The following is a 13,893-nucleotide window of genomic DNA, read 5'->3' on the forward strand; positions in this document are numbered from 1 at the left end:
AAGGCGTTTTAGCGCGCGGGTGTTTGCTGCAGCCATTGGTCCAGCTCCTCGATGGCAGCGTCGGTGGCTGCCGTGAGGGCCCGGACGCCGCCGGGAGCGTCGTTGCTGGGCGCCGGGCGCTGCACGATGACATTGCGCTGGCCGACCAGCTTTTCACCCGCGGGCGTCACCTCGACCAGCGTGGCGCGCAGGCGAATCAGGCCCACGCTGACGTTGGGCGCCGTGAACAGGTGGCTGAACTCTTCAAGGTCCAGGCGCAGCAGCAGCGGCAGCACTGCGTTCTGGCTGCGGTTGAGTGCCACGCTGGAACCGGCGCTGAACACGGCGCGGCGCTGGCCAAGCTGTTCGCGCAGGCGCTGGCGCACCAGTTGTGCGGGCGGCATGCTCCAGCGCGCCTGCGAGTACGGCCGCAGCTGCTGCGCGTCGGTATACGCCAGGCGGTACAGCACCGCCATGTTGTCGAGCGCGCCGCCAGAGGTGGAGATGTCGTCAAGCGCCAGCGGCGGCAACGGCGCCTGCCGCGTGCTGGGCTGAACAGCCAGGAGGCCGGGGCCGAAGTCATACATGGTGGCGCGCGTGGGCTTGTCGGGCAGGCCCGAGCAGCCGCTGACCGCGAGCGCCATGACTATCGAGGAAAAAATGGCCAAGGCCTTTGATGGGCGGGCGTAAGCAGCTACTGAATTCATAGCAGACGAAATGGTCTTGAGAAAATCGAATGTCATTTTTTCTCTCCGTTGGCAGAAAAACCGGGCTCGCCCGGACCGGGTACCGGCGGGCCGTTGCCGAAAATCAGCGACTGCGGGTTGTCGTCTACCGCGTTGACCGTGCGGCGCAACTGGCGCATGGTGCGGGCCGTTTCGTCGGCCACTTCACCCAGCTTGGGCAGCGTGCCGGCGCTGAAGGTCTCCACCCCCGAGGCCAGCGCGGCGCCGCCCTCGGACAGTTTGTCGAGCGGCCCGCCCTTTTCACTCAGGCGCGTGGCGGTCGCACTGACGTCGTCGGCAGCCGTCCTGACGGATTTCAGCGTCGCCGTCGCGTCGCGCGACAGGCCCGGCAGGCTCGCTACCGTAGGCTCAAGCCCTTTGGCCACGCGGTTGATGCTGCCGGCCGCCTCACCGAGTTGCGTGATGGCGGAAGTCACTGCCGCCTGGTTCTCGTCGGACAGCAGTTTGTTCAAACGCGTGCTGGCTTCTTCGACCTGGTTGAAGATCACTTCGCTTTGCTTGAGCAGCTTGTCCAGCCCACCTGGTTTGAGCGGAATGCGCGGCGGGTCGTCGTCGTTCACCACCAGCCGCTCGGCGGACTTTCCATCGTCGTCGAGCTGGATGAAACCCAGCCCCGTGACACCTTGTGATGCCACCGTGGCAAAAGTGGATTTGGTGACCGGCGCGGTGCGGTCGATCGAGACACGGATCAGCACATTGCCTTTGACCTTGGTGTCAAACCCGATGACCTCGACCTTGCCGACCGGCACACCGCGAAACCGCACCGTGGCCTGCGGCTGCAGGCCCGAAACAGTTTCGCTGGTACTCATGTCGTAAAGGTCGCGCTGGGTGTTGTCGCGCGTCAGCCAGATCGCCAGCAGGGCCAGCAGGGCGGTCACCACCAGTACAAATGCGCCGGCGGCCATGGCATGGGCTTTGTTTTCCATAGTCAAGACCTCTCTTCAAATTGAGGATGTGTGCTCATACGGTGAAGGGGTATTCGCGCAGCAGTTCCATGGCGCGTTGCCCTCTTTCTCCGAGGAAAAATTCGTGGATAAAGGGATGGGGGAAAGCCACCACCTCCTTGGGCACGTCGTTGACGATGACCTTCTGCTCGGCCAGCACGGCAATCCGCGTGCTGAGCTCAAAGAGCGTGTCCAAGTCGTGCGTCACCATCACCACCGTGAGCTCCATGTCGCGGTGCAGCGAGCGCAGCAGCGAGACGAAGCTGTCGGAGCTTTCCGGGTCCAGGCCCGCAGTGGGCTCGTCGAGCAGTAGTAACGGCGGGTCCATGATGAGGGCGCGCGCCAAGGCCACGCGCTTGACCATGCCGCCCGACAGATCGCTCGGCATCTTGTCGGCTGCGTCGGGACTCAGGCCCACCATTTGCAGCTTGACCATGGCCGCCTCATAGACCAGTGCGCGCGGCAGGGTCTTGAGCTCACGCAACGGGAAGGCGATGTTCTCAAGCACGGTGAAGGCCGAAAACAGCGCACCCTGCTGGAACAGCATGCCGACACGACTGGCCGCTCCCCGCTTGCCGAGTTCGGCGGCCGGCCGGCCCAGCACAGTGATCTCGCCCTGGGTGGGTTTTTCCAGCCCCAGTATCTGGCGCAGCAGCACCGTTTTGCCGGTGCCCGAGCCGCCCACCAGCGACAACACCTCGCCCCGCTCCACCGTGAGGTCCAGGTCCTTGTGCACCACGGCCTTCTTGTCGCCGTTCAGGAACACGGTCCAGAGTTTTTTGATGTCGACGATGGGTTCGCTCATATACCCACGCTTTTAAAGAGAACCGCAAAGAGCGCATCAACAAGAATCACCACAGTGATGGATGTGACCACCGACGCCGTGGTCCCCTGCCCCAGGCTTTCGGTGTTGGGCTTGACGCGCAAGCCGTAGTGACAGCCGACCAGCGCAATGAGCACACCGAACACGACGGATTTGGCCGTGGCCAGCGTGAGATTGGCCACCTCCACCGCGGCTGGCAGCGAATTGATGAAATAGGACGGTGTGACGTCCATGGAAATGTCGGCGGCCAGCATGCCGCCCAGCAACGCCGCGATGGTGGTCCAGACGCTGATGAGCGGCATCACCACGGCCAGCGCCAGCGCGCGCGGCATGACCAGGCGAAAGCCCCGCGCGATGCCCATGACGCGCATGGCGTCGAGCTCTTCAGTGACCCGCATGACACCGATCTGCGCAGTGATGGCCGAACCGCTGCGCCCGGCGATCAGGATGGCGGCCAGCACCGGCCCGAGTTCGCGGATCAGCGAGATGCCCAGAATGTTCACGATGAAGGCGTCGGCGCCGAACTGGCGCAGCTGCTGCGAAATCAGGTAAGCCAGCACCACGCCAATCAAAAACCCCACCAGTGCGGTGATGGGCAAGGCGGTGGCGCCGATATGAAACAGGTGGCCCGACAGGTCGCGCCAGGGGCCTTCCTGCGGGTGCCTGAAAAGCCGGATGATGTCGAGCAGCAGCTGGCCGATCAGGCGCACCAGGCCTTTGAGGTGGTCGACCAGACGCAGCACCCGTGTACCCAGCAGGATGAAGGGCCCGGTCCAGTCAGGCTTGCGGGGTTTGGGCGGATCCGCACTGAATTTGGCGACGGTTTCCAGCACCGCGCGCTGGCTCGCGTGCACCTGCAGTTGCGCAGGCCAGTCGCGCCCCCAATGGTTCCACAGCACCTGCGCACCCAGGTGGTCAAGCTTTTCGAGCGGCTCCAGATTCCAGCCGGCGGATTGGGCTGCACCATCCTGCAGGGCTTGCAGTTGCGCCGTCAAACCTTGCCAGACTTCCTGTGCGGTGAGGTCGGCGGCTGTCCAGGCACCGCGAACGACAAACATCCGGCCTTGCGGCGTGTCCTGCTGTTCGATGCGGGGCGTGGATTCTTCCATGTGCATTCGGTAAAGGCGTCCGGTGGTGCCCGGCGCTTGCCGGCAGTCTGCAATGGCGGGCGGCGCCCGAATTGCAAAACAGTCATGGTAACTGCAGGAGACACAAATACACAGCCCCAAAAACGCGCTATCGCCTTGGTCCTACAACCCGCCGGGACCCCGTGCCGGAAGGAAAGGCCAGCGGGTAATCCCCGCCGCAGGGATAGCGCCGTTTTTGCCACAATCGAACCACTGCCGCGCGGTCAGCCTCGCGTTAGGCTGGGATGGCAGGATGGGAATGGCGGCGCAAGAACACTGCCAAAGCAGCACAGCCACCCGGCCCCTCAAAAACACACGGCTGAAAGCCAAGAGACAAAACATCCATGCAAGACGACAGCCAGGTTTTTGACTACATCATCGTCGGCGCCGGCACCGCGGGTTGCCTGATGGCCAACCGCCTGAGCGCCGACGCATCCAAACGCGTGCTGCTCATTGAGGCCGGCCGCAAGGACGACTACCACTGGATCCACATCCCGGTGGGCTATCTGCACTGCATCGGCAACCCGCGCACCGACTGGCTCTACAACACCGAGCCGGACGCCGGCCTCAACGGGCGGGCACTGCGTTATCCGCGCGGCAAGACGCTGGGCGGCTGCTCCAGCATCAACGGCATGATCTACATGCGCGGCCAGGCACGCGACTACGACCAGTGGGCCCAGCTGACGGGCGACATGGCCTGGCGATGGGACAACGCGTTGCCGCATTTCAAACTGCACGAAGACCACCACAAGGGCGCCGACGCGATGCACGGCGCGCGCGGCGTGGCACCCGAGCTGATGCAGGACAAAAGCCAGCCCTACCAGAAGCTGCTGCGTCACCACAATTCGGGCGGCGAATGGCGTGTCGAGAAACAGCGCCTGCGCTGGGACGTCCTCGATGCGTTCGCCGAAGCGGCGCAGCAGGCCGGCATCCCGGCAACTTCCGACTTCAACCGCGGCGACAACGAAGGCGTGGGCTACTTTGAGGTCAACCAGAAAAAAGGCTGGCGCTGGAACACCGCCAAAGCATTTTTGCGGCCGGCCTGCTATGCCCGGCCCAATTTCGAATTGTGGAACAACGCCCAGGTGTGCAAGCTGGTGATTGCGCCGCAGGCCGACGGCAGCCAGCGCTGCACCGGCGTGGAAGTGTGGGCCGGCGACGAGCGGGTGACGGCGCATTCAACACGCGACTCGGGGCATATGGGCGAAGTCATCCTGTGCGCAGGCAGCATCGGCTCGCCGCAAATCCTGCAGCTTTCAGGCATTGGCCCGGCCACCCTGCTGCAACAGCACGGCATTCCGGTGCTGCAGGACCTGCCGGGCGTGGGCGCCAACCTGCAGGACCACTTGCAGATCCGCTCGGTCTACAAGGTGCACGGCGACCAGCGCTGGGGGCTTTCGCTCAACACCATGGCCAACACGTTATGGGGCAAGGCCCGCATCGGCCTGGAGTACGCGTTGAAGCAGACCGGCCCGATGAGCATGGCGCCGTCGCAACTGGGCGCCTTCACTCGCTCATCGCCCGACCAGCCCTACCCCAACATCGAATACCATGTGCAGCCGCTGTCGCTGGACGCTTTCGGCGAGCCGCTGCACAGCTTCAACGCTTTCACCGCCAGCGTATGCAACCTCAACCCGACCAGCCGCGGCACCGTGCACATCAAGAGCAACCGCTTTGAGGATGCACCGGCGATTTCACCCAACTACCTGAGCACGGCCGAAGACCGGCAGGTGGCAGCCGACTCCCTGCGCGTGACCCGAAAGATCGTCAGCCAGGGCGCGCTGGCCAAATACAAGCCCGAAGAATTCAAACCCGGCGTGCAGTTCCAGACGGACGAAGAACTCACGCGGCTGGCGGGCGACATTGCCACCACCATCTTCCACCCGGTGGGCACCACCAAAATGGGCAAGGAAGACGACCCCATGGCGGTAGTGGACTCGCACCTTCGGGTGCGCGGGGTTCGCGGCCTGCGCGTGGTGGATGCCGGTGTGATGCCGCTGATCACCAGCGGCAACACCAACTCACCCACGCTCATGATTGCGGAGAAGGCCGCCGAATGGATTCAGGCCGGCATTTGAAGGCAACGCCGTGCCCAAGCTGCCCGCAAGCCTCCGGCTGAACCGCCCCTTCGAAACAGATCAAAGATAGATTTTTTGGAGAAGACGCACCAGCGTCTTTTTTTCCGCCGCGCTCAGCCGCTCGGTGGCATCTGATTCGAGGCTGGTGGCGGTGCGCTCAGCCTCCCGCATCAGCGCCTCGCCTGCCTCGGTGAGATACAGGCCCACAGCGCGGCCGTCCTGCGGGTGCGGCTTGCGGTGAACGAGCTCGCGCTTTTCCAGCGTGCCGATTTTCCCGACCAGGTTGGGCGGCAAGATGCTCAGCGCACTGCACAGCTGGCGCGAGGTGATGCCCGGGTTGTGCGTGATCAGCGACAGGATGGAAAAATCCACGTGTCGCAGGTCATACACCGCCATGCGTTTCATGAACAGTTCAATGACCTTGAGCGAAGCACGCGTGGCGTTGTAGCCAATCAGTGTTTCAAGGTAGGAGGTATCGACTTCTTCGACAGCGGGCGCTGGTTTGAGGGACGCTGGCATAGGTGGTCAGGAAGCTTTCGTCATCGGGCAATACGGACCGCCGCACGGCATGCGGCCAGTCCAGCCCCGATTATGCCAAGCGGTGCCGATCCATGATCGGGTGCCTCAGGGCGCCCGGCATCAGTCATCGGCACCGCGTTCTGATCAGGACTCGGCGGTAAAGCCGATTTTCTTGATCAGCGGGCCCCAGCGGTCGAGTTCGCGCTTCTGGCTGGTCGCCATGTCCTCCGCCGTGCCGCCGTAGGGAATCAGGCCCACCACCGTCAGCGAGTCGATGACGGATTTGTCCTTGATGGCGGCGTTGATGGCGGCGTTGGCGGCGGCGACCACACTGGCCGGCGTTTTGGCGGGGGCACAAAAACCGAACCACTCCTCCACGGTCAGGTCGGCAAAGCCCTGCTCGGCGAAGGTCGGTACTTCCGGCACAAAGGGTGAGCGTTGCTTCCCGGACGTTGCCAGGATGCGCAGCTTGCCGGCCTTGTGATTGGGGATGAAGTCGCCATGCGGCGTGAACATGGCCGCAAGCTGGCCGCCCACCACATCGGTCACGCCGGGCACGGAACCGCGGTAAGGCACATGTTTGAGTTCCACCTGGTTGTTCAGGCCCAGCAAGGCGCCCAAAAAGTGGGGGGTTGATCCCGCAGCGGGCGAGCCATAACTCGCATCCTTCGGATTGGCCCTGGCCCATACCAGGAAGTCCTGGACGGTCTTCACGGAAGCGGGCACCAGCGGCCCCACAGCCAGCCCATGGTGAATCATGGACGCGGTGCCCACGGATACAAAATCCGCGAACGGGTCATAGGCCAGCTTTTTGTAGATGTGGGGATACAGCGACATGCAGGAAAACGGCGTCATGGCAATGACGGAGCCGTCCGTGGGTGCCATCTTCAGCGTCTCCAGCGCGATGCGGCCGCCGGCGCCGGCCTTGGTGTCCACGATGGCGTTGTTTTTGGAATAGGCGGTGCCGCCCATCCTGTCGCCGACACGGCGCGCGCAGATGTCGCCCGCACTGCCGGCGGGGAATCCGTAAATGATCTTGACCTGCTCCAGCGGGCTCGCATGGGCAGAGAACGGGGCGAAGCCGGCGGCTGCGGTGAGCGTTGCGGCTGCCTGCACAAAATGACGGCGTGTTTGCATGAAATGTCTCCTTTTTTAATGATGTCCAACGGGTCGAAAAAACAAAACCGAAATCAAAAACTGAAAGACGAAAACAAAGCGGAACGCGAAGCGTCTAGCTGCACAGGGCCCGAATGTCTTGCGGCACGGCAATGGCCTTGATGCGCTCAGGATTCTCCGGACGGCGAATGCAGAAGGCCCGGGTTTCACGGCCTTCGCAAATCAGGTCGTCACCACGTTTGATCACATGCTTCTGGATGAATACCTTGTCGCGCCACTCCTCAATACTTGTGTGAATCTGCAGCGTCTCGCCATAGACGGCGGGCTGGGTGAACCGCGTATTGATCTCGAGCAGCGGCGTTCCGATGATGCCGGTGGTCTTGACAAGCTCACGCCAGGTTGGCACGCCGCACTTGACAAAAAAGTTCAGCGACGAGGCGTCCATCCACCGCGAGAAATTGGGGAAAAACACGATCCCCGCTGGATCGCAGTCGCCAAACGCAACGGAAACTTCGTAAACAACGGTCTTGCTCATGCTGTTCACCTTGGCGCCATGCGCAATGCGCCATCCAGCCGGATGACTTCGCCGTTGAGATGGTCGTTGGCCACGATGTGCGCGGCCAGCTGGGCAAACTCCTCGGGCTTGCCCAGGCGCTGCGGAAAAGGAATGCTGGCGGCCAGCGAAGCCTGCACCGCCTCGGGCAATTGCTGCATCAGCGGCGTTGCGAACAGGCCCGGCGCCACCGTGCAGACGCGGATGCCGTGCTGCGCCAGGTCGCGCGCCATCGGCAGTGTCATGCCGACCAGGCCGCCCTTGGAGGCACTGTAAGCCTGCTGGCCCACCTGGCCGTCAAAGGCCGCCACCGAGGCCGTGAACATCATGACGCCGCGCTGGCTATCTTCCAGCGCGGGCAGTTTGGCGCAGGCGGCCGCAAACAGGCGGCTCGCGTTGTAGGTGCCCACCAGGTTGATGGTGACGACTTTGGCAAAGTCTTCGAGCGGCGCAGGGCTGCCGTCTTTGCCCACCACGCGCCTGGCCGAGCCAATGCCGGCAACGTTCATCAGGATGCGGGCCGGGCCATGCGCAGCTGCGGCTTTTTCCAGCGCGGCCGCCAGGCTGGCGCTGTCGGTGATGTCGCACTGGCACGCCACTGCGGTGCCGCTCCCGTGCGTGGCGCAAATGTCGGCCGCGACTTTTTCTGCTCCGGCGAGATTCACATCCAGCACGGCAACCCTGGCGCCCAGGCGTGCCAGCTCACGGGCAGTGGCTTCACCCAGCCCTGAGCCGCCTCCCGTCACCAGCGCCGCAAGTCCTTCAATCTTCATGCCTTCTCTCCAGATCGGTTGCTATTGTTTTTATAGCTGCTTGCGCTTGTCTGCTGTGCACTGCAGCCACCATTTGCTCAAGAAATTTCGGCCCCTTCGGGGTTTTCAAGCAACAGGGCAATGCCCTGCCCGCCGCCCACGCATGCGGATGCAATGCCGTAACGCAGGCCCGCGCGTTGCATTTCACGCGCGACGGTGACCGTCAGGCGGACACCGGTGACCGCCAGCGGGTGACCCATCGCGATGGCACCACCATTGACATTGAGCTTGCTCAGATCGAGGTTCAGTTCACGCGCCACCGCCAGCGTTTGCGCGCCTTGGGCTTCGTTGATCTCGAAGCGGCCGATCTGGTCCAGCGTCAGGCCGCAGCGCGCCAGCAGCAGGCGAATCGCTGGCGCGGGACCTATGCCCATGATTTCGGGCGGCACCCCCACCACCGCGGCAGCCACGACACGTGCCAGCGGTTTTTTTCCATGCGCCTTCACGTACTCGCCCGAGGCCACCACGGCTGCCGCTGCCGCATCCACCAGCGCTGCACTGTTGCCGCCGGTCTGCACCCCGCCGGCGTGAACCACCCGGAGTTTGGCCAGCACCTCGACAGGAGACAAGCGTGCGTGGGTGTCCTGTGCGACTTCCGCGGTTTTGCCCTGCAGGCGTATGCCGCGCGTGGCGTAACCTGGGAGTTCAAATTCTTCCGTGACCACCGGCACAATTTCCCCCGCGTGAAAACCTGCCTCGCGGGCCGCCACGGCTTTGGCAAACGAGCTGGAGGCAAATTCATCGACGGCTTCCCGCGTGATGCCGTATTTCTTCGCAAGGTTTTCCGCGGTCTGGATCATGTCGATGCCTGCGGCGGAGTCTTTCAGGGCCTCCCACATGAAGTCCTTGAAGCCGACGGGTGCACCCAGCTTGAAACCGGTGCGGTGTTCGAAGGCGGCGATCGGGTTGCGCGTCATGCTCTCGGCGCCGACGACCAGCGCCACGCTGGCGGCACCGCTCTGGATCTGCTCGCCGGCCTGGCGGAACAATTCGAAGCCGGTGCCGCAGATGCGCTGCACCATGATGGCCGGCACCTCCACAGGCACTCCTGCGTAAAGCCCGATATGGCGCGGCAGCATGAACTGCTCAAAATCACCGGGAGCCATGTTGCCGGCAAGCACCGAATCGACATCGCTGCCACTGACACCGGAGCGCTGGAGCACGGCGCGTGCCGCCTTGATGCCGAGGTCGGTGGGCGATATATGGCCGATGGCGCCGCAGTAGTCGACCATGGGCGTGCGAATGCCGTCGAGCATCCAGACGTCTTCGAAAGCGGAGAAAAATCCTTTGGATGGCATGGTGTTTGTGCGTGTATGTGTTGGGGCTTGAGTTTCAGGGTGCAGCGGGTTTGACGATGGGGTGCGCCGTGTCATCGTGCAGGGCTACCACCAAAGCTTCACGGTGCGTCAGCACGGCGCGCTGGTTGATGGAGCCTTTGTCGGTGACTTCACCCTTGTCGAATGAGGGCGGCTCATGCATCAGGTGCAGGCGCCGGATGCAGCTGGCGCTGCCGGTCGCGCCCTCTGCGAGCTTGTTCATCATCTCCTGAAAGTGCGCTACCACCTGCGGGCTTTCAACGGCCTGGCGCAGCGGCGCGTCGGGCGGCAGTCCGGCCAGCGTGCGCACCGCAGGTGTCGGGAAAACCAGTGCGCCCACTTCCTTGAGGTTGATGCCCGTGAGTACCACGTCCTGCACGTAAGGCGCTCCCGCAGCGACGATCTTTGCACGCAACGGGCCCACACTGACAAAGGTGCCCGTGGCCAGCTTGAAGTCTTCGGCGATGCGCCCGTCGAACTTGAGCCCGAGGTGAATGTTGCCCTCATCAATCCATTTGACGGCGTCGCCGGTACAAAAAAAGCCTTCTTCGTCAAAGGCTGCTGCCGTCTCCTGCGGTGCGCGCCAGTAGCCGGGCGTGATGTTGGGGCCCTTGTAGCGCACCTCGGTCTTGCCGTCGGTGTCCACCAGCTTGAGCTCGATGCCGGGCGCGGGCACGCCGAGGTCGCCGGCTTTCACGTTGGGGTTGGTCACAAAAATGGCAAACGGCGCGGACTCGGTCATGCCCAGGCCGGTCGCCATGACAATGCGCTCGCCCACTTCTTTTTCTTCGGACTCGTACAGGCTGTCCCACACGGGTTGGGCCAGCGCAGCGCCGGCATAAAAAAACATCTTCACGCGCGACAGCAGGTTGCGCCGCAGCTCTGCGTCCGTTTTCATGGCGCTGGCGATGGCCTCAAAGCCGGTAGGCACGTTGAAGTACACCGTGGGGGCAATCTCGCGCAGGTTGCGCAGGGTTTCGTGCATCAGCGCCGGGGTCGGTTTGCCGTCGTCGATGTAGAGCGTTCCGCCATGGAACACCACCATGCCGAAATTGTGGTTGCCGCCGAAGGTGTGGTTCCAGGGTAGCCAGTCGACCAGCACCGGCGGCTCGTCCTGCAGCACGGGCATCGATTGCGCCATTTGCTGCTGGTTGGCACACCACATGCGCTGGGTATTGATGACCGCCTTGGGCATCTTGGTGGAGCCGCTGGTGAACAGGAATTTCACGATCGTGTCCGGCCCTGTGGCCTGCATGGCGCGGTCTACGGCCTCCGTGGCCGGCGTTGCAGCCAGTTCGGCAAACGCCGTGGTGGCGCGCCCTTCGACCTGCCCGGTAGCCAGCACCACCTCGACGTCGTTGCCAATGGCTGCGCTGATGGCCCTGGCGTAGCGGGCGCCGTCGGCGGCAAACACCAGACCCGGCGTCACGGTCTTGAGCACGTGGCGCAGCTTGTCGTAGTCCTGGCTGACCAGACTGTAGGGCGGAGACGTCGGTACAAAGGGCACGCCGGCCAGCATGCAACCCAGCGCCAGCAACGCATGCTCCAGGTCGTTTTCCGACAGGATGACCACCGGGCGTTCGGCGCTCAGGCCCCGGTCGACCAGCCCCTGTGCGATGTTGCGGGCCGAGACCCAAGCTTCGGCATAAGTGATGTGCCGCCAGTCGCCGGTCTTGCCATCAGCCAGCTTTTCGCGCCGCGCCATGAAGCTGCGGCCCGGGACCGTCTGCGCCCAATGCTGCAGGCGGTCAGTGATACGGGTCGGGAAGGCTTGCAGGGCCTGGTCTGCGCGCAGATAGCGCACACCGGGTACGCCGTCGCGCAAAACCACACGGGTCACGCCAAAGGCCATGGGACGAAATTTCGGGGCACTCATGGTTGTCTCTTCTGTCTCTTGTCTTCTGTCTTTTTTCTGGATGTCTCTCTTGCCTGCCCGCCCGGCCTGGTCAGCCCTTCTGGACCTTGCGGGCCTTGCCGTCCAGGAAGTCTTTCACGCGGCTCTTGGCTTCGGGTGCGCTTTGCGCCACTGCGGCCATCAGGGCCTCGGTGAAGAACCCCTGGTCTGCCGGTTGCTCGGCAATGCGCGGCAACGCATGCATGAGGGCGTAGTTGGTCAGCGGTGCGTTTTCTGCCACGCGAGTGGCCAGTTCAAGGGCTTTGGCGAAAGCCTGGCCCTCGGGCACCAGGTATTGCGCGATGCCTATGCGCTCACCGTCCACCGCGTTGTAGACACGGCCGGTCAGCATCATGTCGGTCATTCGTGCGGCGCCGATCAGCCGCGGGATGCGCACCGCACCGCCACCACCGACAAAGATGCCGCGCGAGCCTTCGGGCAGCGCGTAGAAAGCGCTTTCGTCGGCAACCCGGATATGGCAGGCACTTGCCAGCTCCAGGCCACCACCGACCACGGCACCGTGCAGGGCCGCGATCACGGGCACCGGGCCGTACTGCACCCGCTCCAGCGCTGCGTGCCACATGCGCGAATGGTGCAGGCCCTGGCTGGCGTCACGCTCCTTGAGTTCGCTCAGGTCAAGGCCCGCGCAGAAGTGGTCACCCTCGCCGCAAAGCACGGCGGCTTTTGTTTCGGAAGGAAGGCTTTCGAACAGGTTCCGCAGTGCCAGGATCAGGGCGTCACCCAGGGCGTTGCGTTTGGCAGGGCGCGCCAGGCGGACCACGGCGACATTGCCGTGCATTTCGAGATGAAGGTATTTTGGGGTCATGTGAAGTGTGTTTCCGGAAGCCAATTATGGTTATGAATAATAACTATTACAACGTGATTAAGCCTTTTTTTTCTAGTGAAAACCCTAGGGCGTACCAAGGCATGTTTGCGCGGCGGACCAGCCGGCCCGCAAGGCAATCCGCAGGAGGAAACCCTGGATGAAGAATGACTCCCCCCGCAGGGGATGGAGGAAATTGGGTCGCCCGGCAGACGGCGATTCGGCACACTGGGTGTGCCGCTAACGCTAGCGGTCAGTCAGTTTCGCTGTGGCCCGGCCTGGCGCCGGCAGCAGCCGGCGAAGGCCTGGCTCAAATATTGAGCCACTTCAGCAGCTCGCGCATGCGCGCTTCCGACGTGGTGTCGAACTGCTCGATGCCGATACGCTTGAGCACGTCCTTGCCGGCATCGCTGGCGGGCAGCGCCAGCAATTCCTCCTGGATCGCCTTGAGCTGTTCGGGCTTGACGCGTTTATGGGCCACCAGCGGAAAGTAGGGCTGCGCCACGCTCTTGTGCAGGATGCGGCCGCCGTCTTTTTCCCATTTTTTGCCGATGCCCGAGTAGGAAGCGACACCGCCCACATCGGCAAACTTGTTGTCCAGGTAGAACCCGACGGCAGCTTGTTCGCGCACGAACTGCACGTTTTCCTTGTCGACCAGGATGCCTTTGTCCCTGAGCTCTGCGGCACAGAAGCGGGACATATAGGCAATCTGCTCGGGCAAGGCAATCCGCTTGCCCTTGACGTCGTCGATGGTCTTGAGGGCCGAACCCTTGGGCGCAATGATGAAGCACTGCCCGTCGGGCTTGGTGCTGGCGATATAGCTGTAGCCGTAGTCGCGCATGCCGCGCGCCGGGTAGTCGCTCGGGCGTGCCATCACCAGGTCGAAGCGGCCGGTCTGCATGCCTTCTTCCAGCTGCTTGAATTCGCGCGCAAACACCACGCTGACCTTGGCCTTCATGGCTTTGCCGATCACCTCGGCCAGCCCCTGGTATTTGGCAATCACCTGGGCGTGGTCGAGGCCACCCGAAGTGCCTTCGCTGATGCCCAGTATCAGTTGCTGGGCCTGCGCCTGGGCATTGGCAGTGCCCATACAAAACTGGCTGAACCCCAACACCAGGGTCCCTAACATCCATCTCCTCAGCATAAGCCTCTCCTTATATAAA

13 protein-coding genes are annotated in these 13,893 nt (G+C 63.3%); 1 reads left to right on the plus strand and 12 read right to left on the minus strand.

Annotated features, from left to right (window positions below):
* Nucleotides 1–8: 8 nt before the first annotated feature.
* The 4 genes from AC1DZE_RS17910 to AC1DZE_RS17925 are packed head-to-tail and all read right to left on the minus strand — an operon-like array spanning nt 9 to nt 3,601.
* Nucleotides 9–722, minus strand: a complete 714-nt coding sequence (locus AC1DZE_RS17910; protein ID WP_477674202.1) for an ABC-type transport auxiliary lipoprotein family protein — start codon at nt 720–722, stop codon at nt 9–11.
* Nucleotides 719–1,651 carry an MlaD family protein gene (locus AC1DZE_RS17915; RefSeq protein ID WP_477700386.1) on the minus strand — a complete coding sequence of 311 codons (933 nt, stop codon included), beginning with the start codon at nt 1,649–1,651 and terminating at the stop codon, nt 719–721. Before AC1DZE_RS17915 ends, AC1DZE_RS17910 begins: the two co-directional genes overlap by 4 nt.
* Before the next feature lie 34 nt (nt 1,652–1,685).
* Nucleotides 1,686–2,474, minus strand: coding sequence for an ABC transporter ATP-binding protein (locus AC1DZE_RS17920; protein WP_477672009.1), 789 nt, complete (start codon nt 2,472–2,474; stop codon nt 1,686–1,688).
* A complete protein-coding gene (locus AC1DZE_RS17925) occupies nt 2,471–3,601 on the minus strand; it encodes an MlaE family ABC transporter permease (protein ID WP_477672010.1) in 1,131 nt (376 codons plus the stop codon). Before AC1DZE_RS17925 ends, AC1DZE_RS17920 begins: the two co-directional genes overlap by 4 nt.
* A gap of 362 nt (nt 3,602–3,963) precedes the next feature.
* Between AC1DZE_RS17925 and AC1DZE_RS17930 the strand changes: the two genes are divergently transcribed.
* Nucleotides 3,964–5,697, plus strand: coding sequence for a GMC family oxidoreductase (locus AC1DZE_RS17930; RefSeq protein ID WP_477672011.1), 1,734 nt, complete (start codon nt 3,964–3,966; stop codon nt 5,695–5,697).
* 60 nt (nt 5,698–5,757) lie between these two features.
* Here AC1DZE_RS17930 and AC1DZE_RS17935 read toward each other — a convergent pair whose 3' ends face one another.
* The 8 genes from AC1DZE_RS17935 to AC1DZE_RS17970 all read right to left on the minus strand — a co-directional run bounded on the left by AC1DZE_RS17935 (nt 5,758) and on the right by AC1DZE_RS17970 (nt 13,859).
* Nucleotides 5,758–6,216 carry a MarR family winged helix-turn-helix transcriptional regulator gene (locus AC1DZE_RS17935; protein WP_457281691.1) on the minus strand — a complete coding sequence of 153 codons (459 nt, stop codon included), beginning with the start codon at nt 6,214–6,216 and terminating at the stop codon, nt 5,758–5,760.
* Nucleotides 6,217–6,360: 144 nt separating this feature from the next.
* Entirely contained in the window at nt 6,361–7,353 is a 993-nt protein-coding gene (locus AC1DZE_RS17940; protein ID WP_477670244.1) for a Bug family tripartite tricarboxylate transporter substrate binding protein, read from the minus strand.
* A gap of 94 nt (nt 7,354–7,447) precedes the next feature.
* Nucleotides 7,448–7,867: an acyl-CoA thioesterase gene (locus AC1DZE_RS17945; RefSeq protein ID WP_477670245.1), complete on the minus strand. Its 420-nt coding sequence runs from the start codon at nt 7,865–7,867 to the stop codon at nt 7,448–7,450.
* A 5-nt stretch (nt 7,868–7,872) separates the two neighbouring features.
* On the minus strand, nt 7,873–8,658 hold the full coding sequence (locus AC1DZE_RS17950; RefSeq protein ID WP_477672012.1) for an SDR family NAD(P)-dependent oxidoreductase: 786 nt from the start codon (nt 8,656–8,658) through the stop codon (nt 7,873–7,875).
* A 77-nt stretch (nt 8,659–8,735) separates the two neighbouring features.
* Complete coding sequence (locus AC1DZE_RS17955) at nt 8,736–9,995, minus strand: thiolase family protein (protein ID WP_477672013.1); 1,260 nt, start codon at nt 9,993–9,995, stop codon at nt 8,736–8,738.
* Nucleotides 9,996–10,029: 34 nt separating this feature from the next.
* On the minus strand, nt 10,030–11,889 hold the full coding sequence (locus tag AC1DZE_RS17960; RefSeq protein WP_477672014.1) for a feruloyl-CoA synthase: 1,860 nt from the start codon (nt 11,887–11,889) through the stop codon (nt 10,030–10,032).
* A 70-nt stretch (nt 11,890–11,959) separates the two neighbouring features.
* The gene (locus AC1DZE_RS17965) at nt 11,960–12,733 is read right to left on the minus strand and encodes a crotonase/enoyl-CoA hydratase family protein (protein ID WP_477670249.1); all 774 of its coding nucleotides are present in this window, start codon (nt 12,731–12,733) and stop codon (nt 11,960–11,962) included.
* 307 nt (nt 12,734–13,040) lie between these two features.
* The gene (locus AC1DZE_RS17970; protein WP_477700387.1) at nt 13,041–13,859 is read right to left on the minus strand and encodes a phosphate/phosphite/phosphonate ABC transporter substrate-binding protein; all 819 of its coding nucleotides are present in this window, start codon (nt 13,857–13,859) and stop codon (nt 13,041–13,043) included.
* Between the last annotated feature and the right edge of the window lie 34 nt (nt 13,860–13,893).

The sequence above is a fragment of the Polaromonas sp. P1_F1 genome (assembly GCF_056405795.1).

What these genes read in the sequence shown, in the direction of transcription:
- AC1DZE_RS17910 (WP_477674202.1), bottom strand. Translation starts at nt 722, where the DNA reads ATGACATTCGATTTTCTCAAGACCATTTCGTCTGCTATGAATTCAGTA.
- AC1DZE_RS17915 (WP_477700386.1), bottom strand. Translation starts at nt 1,651, where the DNA reads ATGGAAAACAAAGCCCATGCCATGGCCGCCGGCGCATTTGTACTGGTG.
- AC1DZE_RS17950 (WP_477672012.1), bottom strand. Translation starts at nt 8,658, where the DNA reads ATGAAGATTGAAGGACTTGCGGCGCTGGTGACGGGAGGCGGCTCAGGG.
- AC1DZE_RS17935 (WP_457281691.1), bottom strand. Translation starts at nt 6,216, where the DNA reads ATGCCAGCGTCCCTCAAACCAGCGCCCGCTGTCGAAGAAGTCGATACC.
- AC1DZE_RS17965 (WP_477670249.1), bottom strand. Translation starts at nt 12,733, where the DNA reads ATGACCCCAAAATACCTTCATCTCGAAATGCACGGCAATGTCGCCGTG.
- AC1DZE_RS17945 (WP_477670245.1), bottom strand. Translation starts at nt 7,867, where the DNA reads ATGAGCAAGACCGTTGTTTACGAAGTTTCCGTTGCGTTTGGCGACTGC.
- AC1DZE_RS17960 (WP_477672014.1), bottom strand. Translation starts at nt 11,889, where the DNA reads ATGAGTGCCCCGAAATTTCGTCCCATGGCCTTTGGCGTGACCCGTGTG.
- AC1DZE_RS17970 (WP_477700387.1), bottom strand. Translation starts at nt 13,859, where the DNA reads ATGTTAGGGACCCTGGTGTTGGGGTTCAGCCAGTTTTGTATGGGCACT.
- AC1DZE_RS17925 (WP_477672010.1), bottom strand. Translation starts at nt 3,601, where the DNA reads ATGGAAGAATCCACGCCCCGCATCGAACAGCAGGACACGCCGCAAGGC.
- AC1DZE_RS17940 (WP_477670244.1), bottom strand. Translation starts at nt 7,353, where the DNA reads ATGCAAACACGCCGTCATTTTGTGCAGGCAGCCGCAACGCTCACCGCA.
- AC1DZE_RS17955 (WP_477672013.1), bottom strand. Translation starts at nt 9,995, where the DNA reads ATGCCATCCAAAGGATTTTTCTCCGCTTTCGAAGACGTCTGGATGCTC.
- AC1DZE_RS17920 (WP_477672009.1), bottom strand. Translation starts at nt 2,474, where the DNA reads ATGAGCGAACCCATCGTCGACATCAAAAAACTCTGGACCGTGTTCCTG.
- AC1DZE_RS17930 (WP_477672011.1), top strand. Translation starts at nt 3,964, where the DNA reads ATGCAAGACGACAGCCAGGTTTTTGACTACATCATCGTCGGCGCCGGC.